Source organism: Actinomadura formosensis NBRC 14204 (assembly GCF_001552155.1).
Taxonomy (GTDB): Bacteria; Actinomycetota; Actinomycetes; order Streptosporangiales; family Streptosporangiaceae; genus Spirillospora; species Spirillospora formosensis.
Genome location: NZ_BCQQ01000039.1, coordinates 1 through 15,170, shown reverse-complemented (window position 1 = coordinate 15,170; position 15,170 = coordinate 1). Strand labels below are relative to the sequence as shown.

General features: G+C 71.7%; 15 protein-coding genes and 1 pseudogene. 6 read left to right on the top strand and 10 right to left on the bottom strand.

The window, feature by feature from the left end; translation table 11 throughout:
* Positions 1 to 116: 116 nt before the first annotated feature.
* Both AF1_RS13030 and AF1_RS36300 read left to right on the top strand, forming a co-directional pair.
* Entirely contained in the window at positions 117 to 533 is a 417-nt protein-coding gene (locus AF1_RS13030; protein WP_067797309.1) for a prevent-host-death protein, read from the top strand.
* Positions 530 to 955: a cytotoxic translational repressor of toxin-antitoxin stability system gene (locus tag AF1_RS36300; RefSeq protein ID WP_067797304.1), complete on the top strand. Its 426-nt coding sequence runs from the start codon at positions 530 to 532 to the stop codon at positions 953 to 955. The genes AF1_RS13030 and AF1_RS36300 overlap by 4 nt, the downstream gene beginning before the upstream one ends.
* 92 nt (positions 956 to 1,047) lie before the next feature.
* Here AF1_RS36300 and AF1_RS35800 read toward each other — a convergent pair whose 3' ends face one another.
* Positions 1,048 to 1,743: a DoxX family protein gene (locus AF1_RS35800; RefSeq protein WP_084262844.1), complete on the bottom strand. Its 696-nt coding sequence runs from the start codon at positions 1,741 to 1,743 to the stop codon at positions 1,048 to 1,050.
* Positions 1,744 to 1,939: 196 nt separating this feature from the next.
* On the opposite strand from AF1_RS35800, the gene AF1_RS13015 reads away from it, so the two are divergent.
* The 3 genes and pseudogenes from AF1_RS13015 to AF1_RS37025 all read left to right on the top strand — a co-directional run.
* Entirely contained in the window at positions 1,940 to 2,401 is a 462-nt protein-coding gene (locus AF1_RS13015) for an OsmC family protein (RefSeq protein ID WP_067797297.1), read from the top strand.
* Between the two features lie 75 nt (positions 2,402 to 2,476).
* Positions 2,477 to 3,526, top strand: a complete 1,050-nt coding sequence (locus AF1_RS13010; RefSeq protein WP_067797432.1) for a lipoate--protein ligase family protein — start codon at positions 2,477 to 2,479, stop codon at positions 3,524 to 3,526.
* A 119-nt stretch (positions 3,527 to 3,645) separates the two neighbouring features.
* Positions 3,646 to 4,161: pseudogene (locus AF1_RS37025) on the top strand (TerD family protein); the annotation flags it as partial.
* Between the two features lie 1,006 nt (positions 4,162 to 5,167).
* Here the strand turns inward: AF1_RS37025 and AF1_RS13000 are convergent.
* From AF1_RS13000 to AF1_RS12975, 6 genes are all read right to left on the bottom strand, one after another.
* On the bottom strand, positions 5,168 to 5,800 hold the full coding sequence (locus tag AF1_RS13000) for an HhH-GDP family DNA glycosylase (RefSeq protein WP_067797286.1): 633 nt from the start codon (positions 5,798 to 5,800) through the stop codon (positions 5,168 to 5,170).
* A gap of 71 nt (positions 5,801 to 5,871) precedes the next feature.
* Positions 5,872 to 6,615, bottom strand: coding sequence for a ribonuclease HII (locus tag AF1_RS12995; protein ID WP_067797429.1), 744 nt, complete (start codon positions 6,613 to 6,615; stop codon positions 5,872 to 5,874).
* Positions 6,616 to 6,750: 135 nt separating this feature from the next.
* Positions 6,751 to 7,356 carry a response regulator transcription factor gene (locus tag AF1_RS12990; protein WP_067797281.1) on the bottom strand — a complete coding sequence of 202 codons (606 nt, stop codon included), beginning with the start codon at positions 7,354 to 7,356 and terminating at the stop codon, positions 6,751 to 6,753.
* A gap of 5 nt (positions 7,357 to 7,361) precedes the next feature.
* Positions 7,362 to 8,555, bottom strand: a complete 1,194-nt coding sequence (locus AF1_RS12985) for a sensor histidine kinase (protein ID WP_067797278.1) — start codon at positions 8,553 to 8,555, stop codon at positions 7,362 to 7,364.
* Positions 8,556 to 8,601: 46 nt separating this feature from the next.
* A complete protein-coding gene (locus tag AF1_RS12980; protein ID WP_067797274.1) occupies positions 8,602 to 9,330 on the bottom strand; it encodes an ABC transporter permease in 729 nt (242 codons plus the stop codon).
* A complete protein-coding gene (locus AF1_RS12975; protein WP_067797271.1) occupies positions 9,327 to 10,256 on the bottom strand; it encodes an ABC transporter ATP-binding protein in 930 nt (309 codons plus the stop codon). Before AF1_RS12975 ends, AF1_RS12980 begins: the two co-directional genes overlap by 4 nt.
* A 184-nt stretch (positions 10,257 to 10,440) precedes the next feature.
* On the opposite strand from AF1_RS12975, the gene AF1_RS12970 reads away from it, so the two are divergent.
* Positions 10,441 to 12,987, top strand: coding sequence for an AAA family ATPase (locus AF1_RS12970; protein WP_067797426.1), 2,547 nt, complete (start codon positions 10,441 to 10,443; stop codon positions 12,985 to 12,987).
* An 80-nt stretch (positions 12,988 to 13,067) separates the two neighbouring features.
* Here AF1_RS12970 and AF1_RS12965 read toward each other — a convergent pair whose 3' ends face one another.
* From AF1_RS12965 to AF1_RS34305, 3 genes are read right to left on the bottom strand one after another with little or no spacing between them, the layout of a single operon-like run.
* A complete protein-coding gene (locus tag AF1_RS12965; RefSeq protein WP_067797268.1) occupies positions 13,068 to 13,820 on the bottom strand; it encodes a LamB/YcsF family protein in 753 nt (250 codons plus the stop codon).
* 28 nt (positions 13,821 to 13,848) lie between these two features.
* Positions 13,849 to 14,217, bottom strand: a complete 369-nt coding sequence (locus AF1_RS12960) for a hypothetical protein (protein WP_306303163.1) — start codon at positions 14,215 to 14,217, stop codon at positions 13,849 to 13,851.
* On the bottom strand, positions 14,214 to 14,741 hold the full coding sequence (locus tag AF1_RS34305) for a hypothetical protein (RefSeq protein ID WP_131732882.1): 528 nt from the start codon (positions 14,739 to 14,741) through the stop codon (positions 14,214 to 14,216). The genes AF1_RS12960 and AF1_RS34305 overlap by 4 nt, the downstream gene beginning before the upstream one ends.
* Positions 14,742 to 15,170 lie beyond the last annotated feature (429 nt).

The window sequence follows — 15,170 nt, the reverse complement described above, 5'->3', positions numbered from 1 at the left end:
TTGCATCCAGTGCAACGCGATCTCTTCAGTGCATGTGGCATCATAAGTACGTGACGTACTTGACGTACTTACCTGCGGGCGTCACCCTGGAGGCACGATGCGACGGAGGTACTGCCATGACCGCTGTTCACTTCGACAGCTATACGGAGGCCCGTGCGCATCTCAAGGCGCTCCTTGACGCAGCTGAAACAGGACGGGTGGCCACGGTGCGTCGTGAGTCGTCCACAACCGCCATGGTGGACGTCGAGCGATTGCGCCACTACCTCGCAGTGGTCAGTCCATCGCGTGCGCAAGTGGTTTCGGAAGCCGACGGCTGGTCGATCTTCATCCCCGGGTTGCCCATCGCAGCGGACGGAGGGACCTTCGACGAGGCCGTCACGGAGATGATCGATGCGCTGCGTGAGTACGCCGAAGACTGGCAGGACCATCTGCTCGATGCTTCGAACCACCGCGAGAACTGGGGGCTCGTCCAGCTGATCAGCCTCAGCGATGATGAGCAGTTGCGTGACTGGCTGGTGGGGAAGGCTCGGTGACCTGGCCCCAGCCCGCGCGTGATGACCACGACCGCTTCTGCCGGACGGAAGGGTGGCGCCCGGTGCGGAATGCCCGCGGGCGAACCGGGACTCACCACGTCATCTATGAGTTGGATCTTGCCGACGGCCGGATCCTGAGGACTCGCATCTCCCACCCGGTCGATCGGAGCACCTATGGCCCCGGTATCTGGGGCCATATCCTCCGCGATCAGCTTCAGGTGGACGAGGCAACGTTCTGGGGGTGTGTCCAGGACAAGGTCGTGCCGGATCGCGGAACGCCCACGCCGCCATCGGAGGCATTGCCCGCCGACCTCGTCCACTTGCTGATCTCCAGGGTCGGTCTCGATGAGGCCGAGGTCGCGATGATGACCAAGGAGGAAGCCGTCGCCAGGCTGCAGAGGTACTGGACTGAAGGCGCCTGATCCGTAGGAATACCGCACCCTCGAATAAGTGCGCTGCCCCAGTACGATCCGGTGAGAGGGCGGGGAGCGGGTGGCTTCCCGCCCTCTTCGGGTCAGGGGGTGCGGGGCTCGTCGTCGGCGGACGGCTGCTTGACCGGCTGGGTCGCCGCGGCGCGGCGGCGGCGGGAGGACCTGTGGCGGCCGGCCCCCACCAGGTCGTCCCCGGAGTCCTTGGCGGGCTCTTTCGGGGGCTTGGCGGGCTCGGGCGCGGCGGCGGGGGTCTTCGCCGGGCGGCGGGATTTCTGCGCGGGTTTCGGTTCGGCCTGGCGGAGTGACTCCACGAAGCTCGCGGCGTCCTCCTCGTCCTCGTCGTCGTCCGGACGGCGCAGGCGTTTGCCGATGACCCACTGGTCGAGGGTCAGGCTGCCACCGCCGCCCGCGGCGAACAGCAGGCCGGCCATGCCGAGGACGAGGGCGAGTTCGTAGCCGTCGCGGACCCTGCCGCCGTCCACGAGGAACAGGCCCTGGTCGGCGTGGACGAAGACGAACGCGCCGGCCATGTCGACGAACAGCAGGATGCCGGTGACGGGCAGGGCCAGCCCGGCGATGAGCGCGGCCCCGCCGAGCAGTTCGATGAACGTGGAGTAGACGGCGGCGGCGGTGGGGAACGGCACGCCCAGGGCGCCGAACGAGCGGCCGGTCGCGGTGATGCCGGCCTCGATCTTCTGCCAGCCGTGCGCCATGAAGATGACGCCCACGCCGAGCCGCGTGAGGACTGCCACGCCGTCGTACAGCGGTCGTGAGCGCATGCCGTCGACTCCTTCAGCAATGGGGATGGGGCCCGGTTCGACGGAGAGTATGACGGCCTGCGGGCCGGTATCGCGAACGTCGCAGGTGGGACGGTGGCGGGGGAGGGATGCCGGGGGGAGCGGCTCACCGAGATGCCGGGGAGCGCGTTGCCGTGGCGGAGAATGATCGGGTGCGAGAGACGAAGGTGAGCCCGAGATGAAGAGCCATCAGTACGAAGTGACGGTGACGTGGACGGGGAACACCGGGGCTGGGACGAGTTCCTACCGCGCCTATGAGCGGGCTCATGAGGTTCAGGCACCGGGCAAGCCCGCCATCGTGGGAAGTTCCGATCCCGCGTTCCGGGGTGATCCCTCCCGGTGGAACCCGGAGGAACTGCTCGTCGCGTCCCTTGCGCAGTGCCACATGCTGTGGTTTCTGCATCTGTGCGCCGTCGAGAAGATCGTGGTCACGGAGTATGAGGACCGTCCGTGCGGGACGATGGCCGAGACATCGGACGGTGGCGGGCGGTTCGAGGAGGTCGTCCTGCGGCCCCGGGTCACGCTGGCCGACCCCGGGCAGGCCGAGCGGGCGGCCGGGCTGCACGAACGGGCCGGCGAGCTGTGCTTCATCGCCAACTCGGTCAACTTTCCCGTCCGGCATGAGGCTCGCTTCCCGTAGGCCGGCGGACCTCCTCGTCCGCGCGGTCGAACCTCATGGAATGGGGTGTACGGCGCCAGGGTTCAGGTGTACGTGATGCACGGTGAGTACAAGGTTCCCGGTGGCAAGCTCGTCGTCGCCGACGTCGATGTCGTGGACGGTCTGCTGCGCGCCCCCAGGATCAGCGGTGACTTCTTCCTCGAACCCGATGAGGCGCTCGATGCGATCAACGGCGTCCTGGACGGGCTGCCCGTCGGGCTCGACGCGAGGGCGATCGGTGCCCGCGTCCAGGCGGGACTGCCGCGCGGCACGGTGATGCTCGGGATCACCGCCGAGGCCGTGGGCATCGCGGTGCGGCGGGCCGTCACGCGGGCGTCGGACTGGCGCGACCACGACTGGCGGCTGATCCACGAGCCGCCGCGGGAACCCGCCCTGCACATGGCGATCGACCAGGTGCTGGCCGAGGAGGTCGGGGCGGGCCGCCGCCCGCCGACGCTGCGGGTGTGGGAGTGGGCGTCCCCGGCCGTGGTCATCGGCAGCTTCCAGTCACTGCGCAACGAGGTGGACGCCGAGGCCGCCGAGCGGCACGGGGTCGAGGTGGTCCGGCGCATCAGCGGCGGCGGCGCGATGTTCATCGAGCCCGGCAACACCATCACCTACTCGCTGTACGCGCCGGACACGCTGGTGGCGGGCATGTCGTTCGCGGAGAGCTACGCGTTCCTGGACGACTGGGTGCTGGGCGCGCTCGGCGAACTCGGGATCAGGGCGTGGTATCAGCCGCTGAACGACATCACGTCCGACAACGGCAAGATCGCCGGTGCGGCGCAGAAGCGGCTCGCGGCGGGCACGGTGCTGCACCACGTGACGATGGCCTACGACATCGACGCGGACAAGATGCTGCGGGTGCTGCGGATCGGCCGGGAGAAGATCTCCGACAGGGGCATCGCCAGCGCGGTGAAGCGCGTCGACCCGCTGCGGCGGCAGACCGGGCTCGCCCGCGAGGAGATCATCGACCGCATGATCGGGCACTTCCGGACCCGGTACGGGCTGACCGGCGACCGGGTCACCGATGACGAGCTGCGCCTGGCGCACAAGTACGTCACGGACAAGTTCAGCACCCGCGAATGGACCGCCCGCGTCCCCTGACGCCCCGCGTGGGCGGACGGAACCCCGGGGTGCCGCCGCGCGTCCTCCTCTCATGGCAGGTCGCGGGGCCGGGCGGCACGCCGTAGGTTGGTCACGTCGGCCGATGATGAGGAGCGTTCATGTCGATGCAGAAGGGCGCCAACACCCCGGTGCCGGTTCCCTCGGTGCGGATCGAGCTGGGCTGGCAGGCCGGTCCCGGTGTGCCCGACGCGGACGCGTCGGCGCTCCTGCTGGCGGAGACCGGCCGGGTGCGTTCGGACGACGACTTCGTCTTCTACAACCAGCCGGCGCACAAGTCCGGCGCGGTCCGGTACGAGGGCAAGCGGCAGGGGCCGACGGTCCTGGACGTCCTGTCGGTGGACCTGGACCGGGTCGAGCCGGCCATCGACCGGATCGTGATCGCGGCGTCCGCGGACGGCGGGACGTTCGGCCGGTTCCAGGGGCTGTACGTGCGGGTCGTGGACGCGGCGGGCGGCACGGAGGTCGCCCGGTTCGACAGCCAGGGCGCGACCACGGAGACGGCGTTCGTGCTCGGTGAGCTTTACCGGCGGCAGGGCGCGTGGAAGTTCCGCGCGGTCGGCCAGGGCTACGACTCGGGGCTCGCCGGGCTGGCCACCGACTTCGGCATCTCGGTCGACGACCCCGGTCAGGCCGCGCCCCCGCCCCCGCCCCCGCAGGCGCCTGTCCCGCCAGGACAGCAGCAGTACGCGCCTCCGCCGCCTCCGCCCGGCGGCCAGTACACGCCGCCGCCTCCGCCCGGCCAGTACGCTCCGCCTCCACCCCCCGGCCAGTACGCTCCGCCCCCGCCGCCTCCTGCCCCGGGGCAGTACGCGCCCCCGCCCCCGCCAGGGGGCCAGTACGCTCCGCCTCCGCCCGGGCAGTACGCGCCCCCGCCCCCGCCTGGGCAGTACGCGCCTCCGCCTGGCGCGGCCCAGCCGCAGCAGAGCGGCGGCAAGATCTCCCTGACGAAGAACGCGCCCTCGGTGTCGCTCACCAAGCACGGCGCGACGGGCGGGCACATGCGCGTCAACCTCAATTGGACCGCACGTGAGGGCGTAGCCAAGGGGCGGCTCGGCAAGCGGCGCCGCGGCGTCGACCTCGACCTGGACCTGTGCTGCCTCTGGGAGCTGCAGGACGGCCGCAAGGGCATCATCCACGCGCTCGGCGACATGGGCGCATTGGACCGCGCACCGTTCATCAAGCTCGACAAGGACGACCGGACCGGCGCCATCGAGACGGGTGAGAACCTTCACATCAATCTGGACCACACCCGTGACTTCAAGCGGATCCTGGTGTTCGCCGAGATCTACGACGGCGCCGACGACTTCCGCGGCCTGGACGCGATCGCCACACTGTTCCCGGTGGGCGCGCCGCCGATCGACATGCGGATGGACGACTGCATGGACGCGTCCCGTGACGCGGTCCTGGCGCTCATCGAGAACGTGAACGGTGAGCTGGTCGTCCGCCGCGAGGGACGGTTCATCCTGCCGCCGCCCGGCCGTCCGCGCTGGGGGAAGATGAGCGTCGACCAGGCGTACGGCTGGAATCTGGAGTGGGTCGCCTCGCGCGGCAAGGACTGACCGGCACGAACCGTCCCGCGGGCGATGCGGTGACCTCGTCCATCCGCGCGGGTGGACGAGGTCATGCGGCTTTCAGATGGTCCGCGAGCTTCTTGTCGTGGGCGACGCGGACCAGGGCGGCGCTGAACCGGGCCAGGTCCTTGTCCGGCACCTTCCCGGCGAGCTCGCCGGGGTCGGCGGGCAGGCCGAGCCGTTCGGCGCCCCTCTTCACCTGGTCGTCGATGTAGGGGCGGAGCCACGGCCAGATGGCCTGGGCCTCGCGGCAGAAGATGTCCGCGCCGGTGGGGCCGATGCCGGGGAACTCCTGCAGCAGTTCACGAGCCTTCCCGGTGTCGCGTCCGGCCTCGATGGCGAGGCGCCGCAGGTCGCCGTTGTACTTGTCCTGGGCCAGGTCGGCGGTGTCGCCCAGGCGGGACGCGGTGCTCTCGTCATAGCGGACGTAGTGGGCGCGTCCGAGGGCGTCCACCCGGTCCTGCCACGACATCCTGCCCATCCCGCGGGCCGTGCCGCCCCCGGCCTCGAACAGCTCGTGGGCGGCGGCGACCGCGATGTCGGACGAGATGCGCGCGCTCAGCAGGTTCACCAGGACGAGGAGCTTGAACAGCGGGCCCGGCTGGTCCTTCAGCGTTATGCCGGCCTCCTCGGCGAACGTCTGACCGGACTCGCGCAGCAGGTTCTTCACGACGGCATCCATGGCATGTACCTCCAGTGAACAGCGCCTACCCGGCCGGACGGAGATGACTCATGAACGGCACGGGGATGGCGTCAAAGGAGACTGAGCTGCCCTTCGCCCGCGAGGGGGTCGCGGTGTTTCTTCAGATGCCGCCAGCGTGGAAGGTCGTCCAGGTACGACCAGGACATCCGGTGGTGCGGTGTGGGCCCGTGCTCCTCCAGCGCCTTCTGGTGGACGGGGGACGGGTATCCGGCGCTGTCGGCGAACCCGTATCCGGGAAACTCGCCGTCCAGCTTTGCCATGAGCCCGTCACGGTGAACCTTCGCCAGGACGGAGGCGGCCGCGACCGTGACCGACCTCTGGTCGGCCTTGACCTCGCACCGGACCCGCCAAGGCCCGCCCAGGAAGTCGTGCTTGCCGTCGAGGATGACCATGTCGGGCCTGGCGGGCAGAGATTCCAGGGCCCGGACGGCGGCGCGCCGCAGGGCCTCGGTCATGCCCACCTCGTCGATCTCCTCGGGACCCGCCGCGCCGATGGCGTGCCCGGCGAGCCAGCCGGGCAGCAGCTCGGCGAACGACTCGCGGTGCGCCTCGGTGAGGAGCTTGGAGTCGGTCAGCGCGATGGTCCTCTTCCCGCGCCCCGGCAGGACGGGCGGCGGGCTCAGGTCGGTGACCGCGGCGCACACCACGACCGGGCCGGCCCAGGCGCCGCGTCCGACCTCGTCCACTCCGGCGATCCGGACCGGACGTGCGGCCCGCAGCTCGTCCTCGATCTCGTAGCCCGCGGCACGCGAGACCCCTTTGGAACCCGCAGGGGCGGGATCAAGACCGGGCAGGGCGTCGGTGGGGTCGGTCAAAGAGGCTCCTAAGAACGCATGAACGCCGCGATCGCGTGGCCGAGCCGTCCTCCGGGGTCTCCTGGAGGAAGCGGCCCGCGCCGTCGATCGTACGATGGCGGCGGACATGCCGGTTCAGAGCCAGCCGTTGTGCCGCGCGGTGCCCACCGCCTCGATGCGGTTGCGCGCCCCCGTCTTGCCGATCGCGGCGGACAGGTAGTTGCGGACGGTGCTCTCCGACAGGTGCAGGCGCCCGGCGATGTCGGCGATCGTCGATCCGTCGGCCGCGGCGGTCAGCACGTCCCGTTCCCGGCCGGTCAGCGGGTTCGGGCCCACCGCCAGCGCCGCCGTCGCCAGCGCCGGGTCCACGACCCGTTCCCCGGCCAGGACGCGCCGCAGCGCCGAGACGAGGTCCTCGATGGGGCCGTCCTTGACCAGGAACCCGCTCGCCCCCGCCTCCATGGCGCGGCGCAGATATCCAGGGCGCCCGAACGTGGTGATGATCAGCACCTTGCAGCCGGGCAGCTCACGGCGCAGGTCGGCGGCCGTGTCGAGACCGCTGCGGCCGGGCATCTCGATGTCGAGGACGGCGACGTCCGGGACGGTCCGCAGCGCCTCGGGCAGCACCCGCGCCCCGTCTCCGACCTCGGCGACGACCTCGACGTCCTCCTCCAGGCCGAGCAGCAGGGCGAGCGCGCCGCGCATCATGCCCTGGTCCTCGGCGAGCAGAACCTTGATCACATGCCTCATTGTCCACCGGTCCCGCCGGACGCCGCGCCGGGCACGGTGACGGTGAGCAGGAAGCCGCCGCCCGGCACGAGACCGGCCTCGACGGTGCCGGCCACCGCTTCCATCCGCTCGGAGAGGCCGCGCAGACCGTGACCGCCGGATCCGCCGATTCCGCCCTTTCCCGGGCCGTCGTCCTTCACCTGGAGGACGGCCCCGTCCTCGTCGGTCCGGACCGTGATCTCGCAGTGCGCGGCGCCGCTGTGCCGGATCACGTTGGTGACGCCCTCCCGTACCGCCCAGCCGAGCAGCGCGTCCGGCTCCGGCGGCAGCGCGTGCCCGCTGCGCCGGACGGTGAGATCCACGCCTGCGTCCGACAGCGCCACCCGCGCGTCGTCCAGTTCGTCGGCCAGGCCACGGCCGCGGTAGCCGCTGACCGCCTGCCGCACCTCGGCCAGGGCCCGCCGTCCCACGGTCTCGATGTCGGCGGCCTGCCCGGCGGCCACGGCCGGGTCGCGTTCGACGACGCGGCGGACGGCCTGCGCCTTGACCACCATGAGCGACAGCGTGTGGCCGAGGAGGTCGTGCAGGTCGCGGGAGAAGCGGAGCCGCTCGCGCGCCACGGCGGCGTCGGCGAGTTCCTCCCGGGCTTCCCGGAGCAGGCCGATGACGGTGAACAGCCGCAGGATCACGGCGGTGACCACACCCGCCGTCACGGTCCCGTACCAGTTGGCGGCCAGCGCTGCGCCGCCCTCGCCGGCCGCCCAGCCGATGAGGAGGCTCACGGACGAGATGCCGCCGATGCCGACGAGCAGCGGCAGCTCCGGGCCCTTCGCGTTGCGGGGCAGGTGCCCCACGACGACCCCGGCGGCGAGTCCCAGCAGCGGGAACATGGTGAACCAGCGGCCGTGGAAGGCCAGTGCCGCGGCGGACGCGACCGCAGTCTGGGCGACCAGCAGCGTGATCGGCACCCGCATCGGGAAGCGCCCGTCGAAAGCGGTGCGGACCACGGCGAAATGCAGGAACGCGAAGGCCACCAGCGCCACGACCGCGAGCCACAGCGGGTGGGTCCGGCCCCTCACCAGATCCCACCCCGGCCAGAGGAGGACGACGAGCCAGAACACGAACGCGTGGCCGCCGGGACCGCTGCGGTCCACCTGCTCCAGGTCCAGGTCGGGTATACGCCGCTGCGGAGTGCCCTTCCAGGGGATCACCTGTCGTTCTCCTCAATCACGAGACCACGGTAGATGGACGGACATCTCACACCGTGCGGGCCGAGCGCCGGTAGGCGTAGGCGGCGAACACCGCGAACAGGACGGCCCAGCCCACGAGGATCAGGCAGCCGGCCGGCGCCGGAGCGTCGCCACCGATGACCCGCCAGGACAGCTCCCCGTACCGGTTGAGCGGGGTGGCGGTCGCTACGCGCTCCAGCCAGCCGGGGAACCGCGTGATCGGCGCCCACAGGCCGCCCAGCAGGGACAGACCCATGTAGCAGACCAGACCGGCCATCTGGGCCTGCTGCCCGGTGAGCAGGTAACCGAGACCGATGCCGAGCACGGCCATGGGCGCGATGCCCACCCAGAGCAGCACGAGCACCGACGCCCACTGGCCGACGCTGAGCGACACCCCGTTCACCAGGGCTCCGGCCAGGCAGACCGAGACGATCGGCGGGACAGTGACGGCCATCGCGCACAGCGTCCTTCCCGCGACCGCCTCGAACGGGCGGAGGGGCAGAAGACGCAGCTGGCGTATCCAGCCGAGCCGCTTGTCCTCGGCGATGGACACGCCGTTGCCCATCACGGCGCCGACCGCGCCGAAACCCGCCATGCCCACCATCGAGTACGCCGCACCCTGCGGGCCGGGTCGCCCGGTCAGGTCGAGGCTGGTGAACACCAGGTACATCGTCAGCGGCGACACCAGGCTCAGCACGAGGTAGCCGGGGTCGCGCAGCAGCCGGACCATCTCCAGCCGCACATAGTCGACGATCATCGTGTGCCTCCCCGGGATCCGGTCAGGGCCAGGAACGCCTCCTCCAGCCCGGCGCCCGTCACCTCCAGGTTGCGGACCAGTCCCGCCCGGGCCAGCGCGAGTACGGTCGCGTCGGAGTCCGTGGTGTGCAGGTGCACGCGGGTGCCCCGTACCTCGCTGCCGATGACGCCCGGCAGGCCGTCCACCGCCGCGATAGGACGGTCCAGGTCGAACCCGACCGTCCGCTCGGGGATACGGCGCTTGATGTCCTCGCTGGTGCCGTCGGCGATGACGCGGCCGCGATCTATGACGACGATCCGGTCGGCGTAGTCGTCGGCCTCCTCCAAGTAGTGGGTGGAGAAGAGCACCGTCCGCCCTTGCGCGGCGTAGGAGCGCACACCGGCCCACAGTTCGCGCCTTGCCTCGATGTCCAGTCCGGCGGTGGGCTCGTCCAAGACAAGGAGATCGGGTGCGCCCGCCATGGCGATGGCGAACCTGACGCGCTGCGCCTGCCCGCCCGACAGCCGGTCGGCGCGCCGTCCGGCCAGGTCCGTGACATGCGCCGTCCGCATCAGCTCGTCCAGCGGGGGCACGGTACGGCCGCGCGCCCTCGCCGCGTAGGAGGCCCGGACGAAGCCGAGCAGCCGGCGGACGGTCACCCCGCCGATCAGCCCTCCGCTCTGCGGCATCGCGCCGACGCGCCCGTCCCGCACGGCCCGCTCCGGGGACGCGCCGAGGACCGTCACGGTGCCCGAGTCGGGCGGGATCAGGCCGAGCATCATCGAGAGTGTCGTGGACTTGCCGGCGCCGTTCGGGCCGAGCAGCGCCACCGACGTCCCCCGGCCGAGCCGGAGGTCGAGCCGGTCCACGGCCCGCACCGTCCCGTAACTCCTGGTCACACCGGTGATATCCACCGCGGTGGCCGTTTGCGTCGCTTTGACTTCCATGACGGCGACGGTACGGATTCGGCCGGTGCCGGCTGTAGATTCGGATCTCCACTTCCGGACAGGACGAATGTCCTGGTCTCGGGACCGCGGCGCACCCGTTCCGCAGCAGGCGGGCGGGGCGGACGCCAACGAACCGGGCGCGGGGAGTCCCGTTCCGGGCGGTCCTGCGCTTTACTCGCTCTTGATGGCTTTGTTCGGCAGGTCCCGCTCCCGCCCGGCGAAGGACGCCGCGGCACGGGATCTTTTCGAGCGCCTGCGGGTGCGCTACTTCCAGATCGCGCCGGGACTGCGGTTCCTGGGGGGATCACTGCTGATCGCGCTGGTCCTGGCGGGCACGGTCGTCCTGGACGGGCCGATCCTCGGTGTGGCGGCGGGCACGGTGATCCTTGTGATCGTGGTCCATCTGACCCTGCGCTCACCCACGGGCATGGTGGTCGTCGCGGTCATCGCGTCCTGGCTCGCCCTGTCGGTGCCCCTCGGCGGGCTCTATCCGGACGCCGGCGGTCCGCTTTACCTGAGCCCCACGCCGCTCTTGGCGGTGCTCGCCCTGCCCGTGGCGCTCGCCGCCTACCGCCTGCGCGGGTACGCGCCGTGGCGCACGACCCTGCTCGCGCTGGCCGCCGCGGGGGTGGCGACGGCGGTGCTCGCCCAGCCGCTGCCGGCGGCGAACGCGGCGCCCGGCTGGGCCGCGGCCCTGGCCGTCCTCGGGTACCGGTGGGACCGGGCACGCCGGACGGTGCCCGCCGAGGCGTACGAGACCGGCTGGGTGCAGGAGCAGGCGAGCCCGAAGGGGGATGCCATGACGGGACCGCGTAAGAACCCGGCCGACCCCGACAGGAGGGACCGGCCGGGCCGGTCCGACCGGCGGGGCGCGGGCGAGGAGGCCGGTGCCGCGGGCGCCGCGCAAGCGGCCCACGAGCAGCGCGCCGCGGCGCAGGCCGCCCCCGTGCCGGAGCGCACGCCTCCCCCCGACCGCCGGGCCGACGCCTCGCCGGACATCTCCGTCGCGGAAGCGCTCACCGAGCTGGAGAACATGATCGGGCTGGAGCCGGTCAAACGGCAGGTCCGCTCCATCGCCGCGTCCATCGAGGCCGCGCACATGCGCGCCGCCGCCGGTGTCCCCACCGAGAAGCCCATGCGGCACTTCGTCTTCGTCGGCCCACCGGGAACGGGCAAGACCACCGTCGCGCGCGTGCTGGCCAAAATCTTCTACGCGTTCGGGCTGCTGCCAGAGCCGGCCGTGGTCGAGGCTCACCGTGCTGATCTCGTGGGTGAGTTCCTCGGTGCCACGGCCATCAAGACCAACCGGCTCATCGACTCCGCCCTGGGCGGGGTCTTGTTCATTGACGAGGCATACAGCCTGGCCAACTCCGCTGAGGGGCAGCCCGACCGCTTCGGTGACGAGGCCGTCCAGGCGTTGCTGAAGCGCGCCGAGGACGACCGCGACAACCTGGTCATCATCCTCGCCGGGTACGACGCGCAGATGGCCGAGTTCCTCGACTCCAACCCCGGGCTGGCCTCACGGTTCGGCACGCGCGTGCACTTCCCCTCCTACCGCCCGTCCGAGCTGCTCCAGATCGCCGAGTACCACACCGGGCTCCGCGAGGACCGGCTCGACCCGGAGGCCCGGCGACACCTCGCCGCGCGGTTCGAGGAGGTCGAACGGCGCGGGATCGTCGACGAACTGGGCAACGGGCGGTTCGTCCGGTCCCTGGCTGAGGCGGCGGCGCGCGCGCGGGACGTGCGGGTCGTCGACGCGGTGGCGGCGTCCGGAGGGCCGGGCACGCCCAGCGCCGACGACCTGGTCACCCTCCGCGCGGACGACGTCGAGACCGCGTTCGCCGAGGTCACCGAGCGGTACCGCGGCTACGCCGAGACACCGACGCTGGACGAGGCGCTCGGCTCGCTCGACGCGATGATCGGGCTCGAACCGGTGAAGCGGCAGGTCCGCGAGATCGCCGCGCAGTTGCAGGTGGCCCGGATGCGCCAGGAACAGGGGCTGGTGACCCGCCCGCCGACACGCCATTTCGTCTTCACCGGGCCTCCCGGAACCGGAAAGACCACCGTCGCACGCGTGCTCGGTCGTATCTTCGCCGCCGCCGGGCTCCTCGCCAGGCCCGAGGTGGTCGAGGCCCAGCGCGCCGACCTCGTGGGTGAGCACCTCGGGGCGACGGCCCTCAAGACCAACAAGGTGATCGATTCGGCGCTCGGCGGCGTCCTGTTCGTGGACGAGGCGTACGCGCTGAGCAACCCGGGCTACTCCGGCGGTGACGCGTTCGGCGCGGAGGCGGTGCAGACCCTGCTCAAACGCGCCGAGGACGACCGTGACCGGCTCGTCGTCGTCCTCGCCGGCTATGACGCCGACATGGGCCGCTTCCTGGCGTCCAACCCGGGGCTCGCCTCACGGTTCGACGTGTGCGTGGACTTCCCCTCCTACGGGCCGGACGAGCTGCTCCGCATCGCCCAGCTGATCGCCGAGCAGGGCGGTGACCGCTGGGAGGACGGCGCCCTGGACGACCTCGCCCTCGTCTTCCAGCGGGTCTGCGGGACGGGCCGGATCGACGAGTTCGGCAACGGGCGCTTCGCCCGCTCCATGTACGAGAAGGCGTGCGCGTGCCGGGCGCTGAGGGTGGCCGGGCTCGGCGACCGCGCCACCCCCGACGACCTCACGCTCCTCACCGCCGACGACGTGCGCGACGCGTTCGCCGAGCTCGCCCACCGCCTGGCCTGACGGCGGACCGGTTTAGAGGCGGAAGCGGACCTGCTGCCCGGGACGCGGTTGCGCCGCGTCCGGGACGGCCCTCAGCACCTTCACGCGAACGGCTCCAGGACGATGCCCGCCTCCGAGAGCGCCGACCGGACGGACTTGGCGAGCGCCACCGCGCCGGGTGTGTCACCGTGCACGCAGATGGAACGGGCCTTGAGCACGATCTCACTGCCGTCTTGCGCGACGACCGTGTTCTCCATGGCCATCCTGATCGCCCGCTGGACGACCGTCTCCTCGTCATGGACCACGGCCCCCGGTTCACGGCGGGACACCAGTTCCCCGGACGGGGTGTAGGCACGGTCGGCGAAACACTCCGCGACCACGGTGAGGTCCTCGGCGACGTCGTGCATCACAGAGCCGGGGAGGGTCAGCAGCGGAAGTGACGGGTCGTACGCCCGTACCGCTTCGGCCACCGCACGGGCCTGGACGGGGTCACGGCTGACCCGGTTGTAGAGCGCGCCGTGCGGCTTGACGTAAGCCACACGGCCGCCCTCCGTACGCGCTATCCCGTCCAGGGCCGCGAGCTGGTACAGGATCTCGGCGGTCAACTCGGACGCGGCCACGTCCATCTCGCGGCGTCCGAAACCGGACAGATCCCGGTACGACACCTGCGCGCCGATCGTCACGCCGCGCTCGACGGCCGCCGCGCACACCCGCCGCATGATCAGCGGATCGCCCGCGTGGAACCCGCACGCCACGTTCGCGCTCGTGATCACGTCCAGCAGCGCCAGGTCGTCGCCCAGCTCCCAGACGCCGAATCCCTCGCCGAGGTCGGCGTTGATGTCGATGACCGCCATGCCCAGGCCCCTCCCACCGTTCTCCGTCTCAGACGGTTTCCTCGTGCAGGTCCTCGACCTCGTGCCGGGAGGCCCACGCCTGGTACACGCCGCGGTCGAACAGCTCCAGCCCGAGCCGTTCGGCGACCGGCGCCCTGCCGCCGCCGTACTCCACGCGCAGCCAGCCCTCGTGCTCGCCGAGCACCACGAACGGTTCGCCGCGCCAGGTGCAGTGCGTGGTCACGTACCGCAGCCGCTCCACCTCGGACAGGGGCACCACCTGGACGTACCGGTCGGGCGAGATCTGCTGGAACCCGTCCGTGCGCCGCGCGGTGTAGAGCCGCACCCGGTCGCCGTCGGGGCTCGCCTCGTACTCGGCGCCCCGCCAGCCCGCATAGAAGCCGTGCCGGATGCTCACCCTCGTCCTCCAGGCAGCTTCACCAGCCATCTGCGCAGGTCCGCATCGTAAACCGCGACGACCGTCCGCGCACCGCGCGCGTCCAGCCGGTGCAGCTCGGCACCGTGCGGAAGCCGCTGGCTCTCGATCTTGAACTCGGGGATCGCGGGACCCTCGCCCGGCGCGTATCCCGAACCCGGGAACGGCGCACGCTCGATCACCCATCCGCCGGGGATGATCCCCATGCTCCACTCGTCGATCCCGCCCAGCGGGCGGCGGAACAGCGCCGGCTTCACCGCGGGCCACCGGATCATGAAGATCTGCTCGTCCGCGTGCGAGAACGGGGATCCCTCGTACACCAGGCCCAATGCCCGGATCATCGCGGCGGGGGACCGGATCTCCCGCACGTCCTGCAACCGGTGCACGTAACCGGCGACCAGGTCATAGCCGCCCTCCAGGTAGTGCTGCACATGCTCCGGCCGCACCACCTTCTGCATGACCACGACCTCGGAAAGCCCCTCGGGGACCTCGTGGGGCCTGGCCACGGGCTCGCCGCGGGTGGCGGTGTCGCTCCGCTTGCCCTGGCCGTAGAGCGGCGCTACCGGGAGACCATGCGGGTCGCTCGGCGTTTTGCGGGCCGCCGGGGTCTCGGGGGGGCGCCGCGCGGGAGCCGGCGGACGCGCGGAGGGAACCGGCGGACGCTCGGCCGGTGCCGGAGGCCGCGGCGCCGGTGCCTGTGGAGGTGGTGCCTGTGGAGGCGGTGCCTGCGCCGGAGCCGGAGGCTGCGGGGCGCGTGCCGGCGGCCGTGCCTCGGGGACGGGCGGACGCGGCGCGGGCGGACGCGGCGCACCGGAGCCGTCGCGCGGGCCTGAAGGCGCCTGTGGCGGCGCTGGAGCGGGAGAGGTCAGCTGCGGCCGGGTCTGCGCCGAGCCGGGGCCCTGCGGCGGCTCAGCGGCCCGCCGCCGGGCGGCGGG

Bases quoted from the DNA above. Each gene is read 5' to 3' on its own strand.
- AF1_RS13000 (WP_067797286.1), bottom strand. From the start codon at position 5,800: ATGGATGCCGTCGTGAAGAACCTGCTGCGCGAGTCCGGTCAGACGTTC.
- AF1_RS13010 (WP_067797432.1), top strand. From the start codon at position 2,477: ATGCACGGTGAGTACAAGGTTCCCGGTGGCAAGCTCGTCGTCGCCGAC.
- AF1_RS13030 (WP_067797309.1), top strand. From the start codon at position 117: ATGACCGCTGTTCACTTCGACAGCTATACGGAGGCCCGTGCGCATCTC.
- AF1_RS35800 (WP_084262844.1), bottom strand. From the start codon at position 1,743: ATGCGCTCACGACCGCTGTACGACGGCGTGGCAGTCCTCACGCGGCTC.
- AF1_RS12980 (WP_067797274.1), bottom strand. From the start codon at position 9,330: ATGATCGTCGACTATGTGCGGCTGGAGATGGTCCGGCTGCTGCGCGAC.
- AF1_RS12975 (WP_067797271.1), bottom strand. From the start codon at position 10,256: ATGGAAGTCAAAGCGACGCAAACGGCCACCGCGGTGGATATCACCGGT.
- AF1_RS12965 (WP_067797268.1), bottom strand. From the start codon at position 13,820: ATGGCGGTCATCGACATCAACGCCGACCTCGGCGAGGGATTCGGCGTC.
- AF1_RS13015 (WP_067797297.1), top strand. From the start codon at position 1,940: ATGAAGAGCCATCAGTACGAAGTGACGGTGACGTGGACGGGGAACACC.
- AF1_RS12970 (WP_067797426.1), top strand. From the start codon at position 10,441: ATGGCTTTGTTCGGCAGGTCCCGCTCCCGCCCGGCGAAGGACGCCGCG.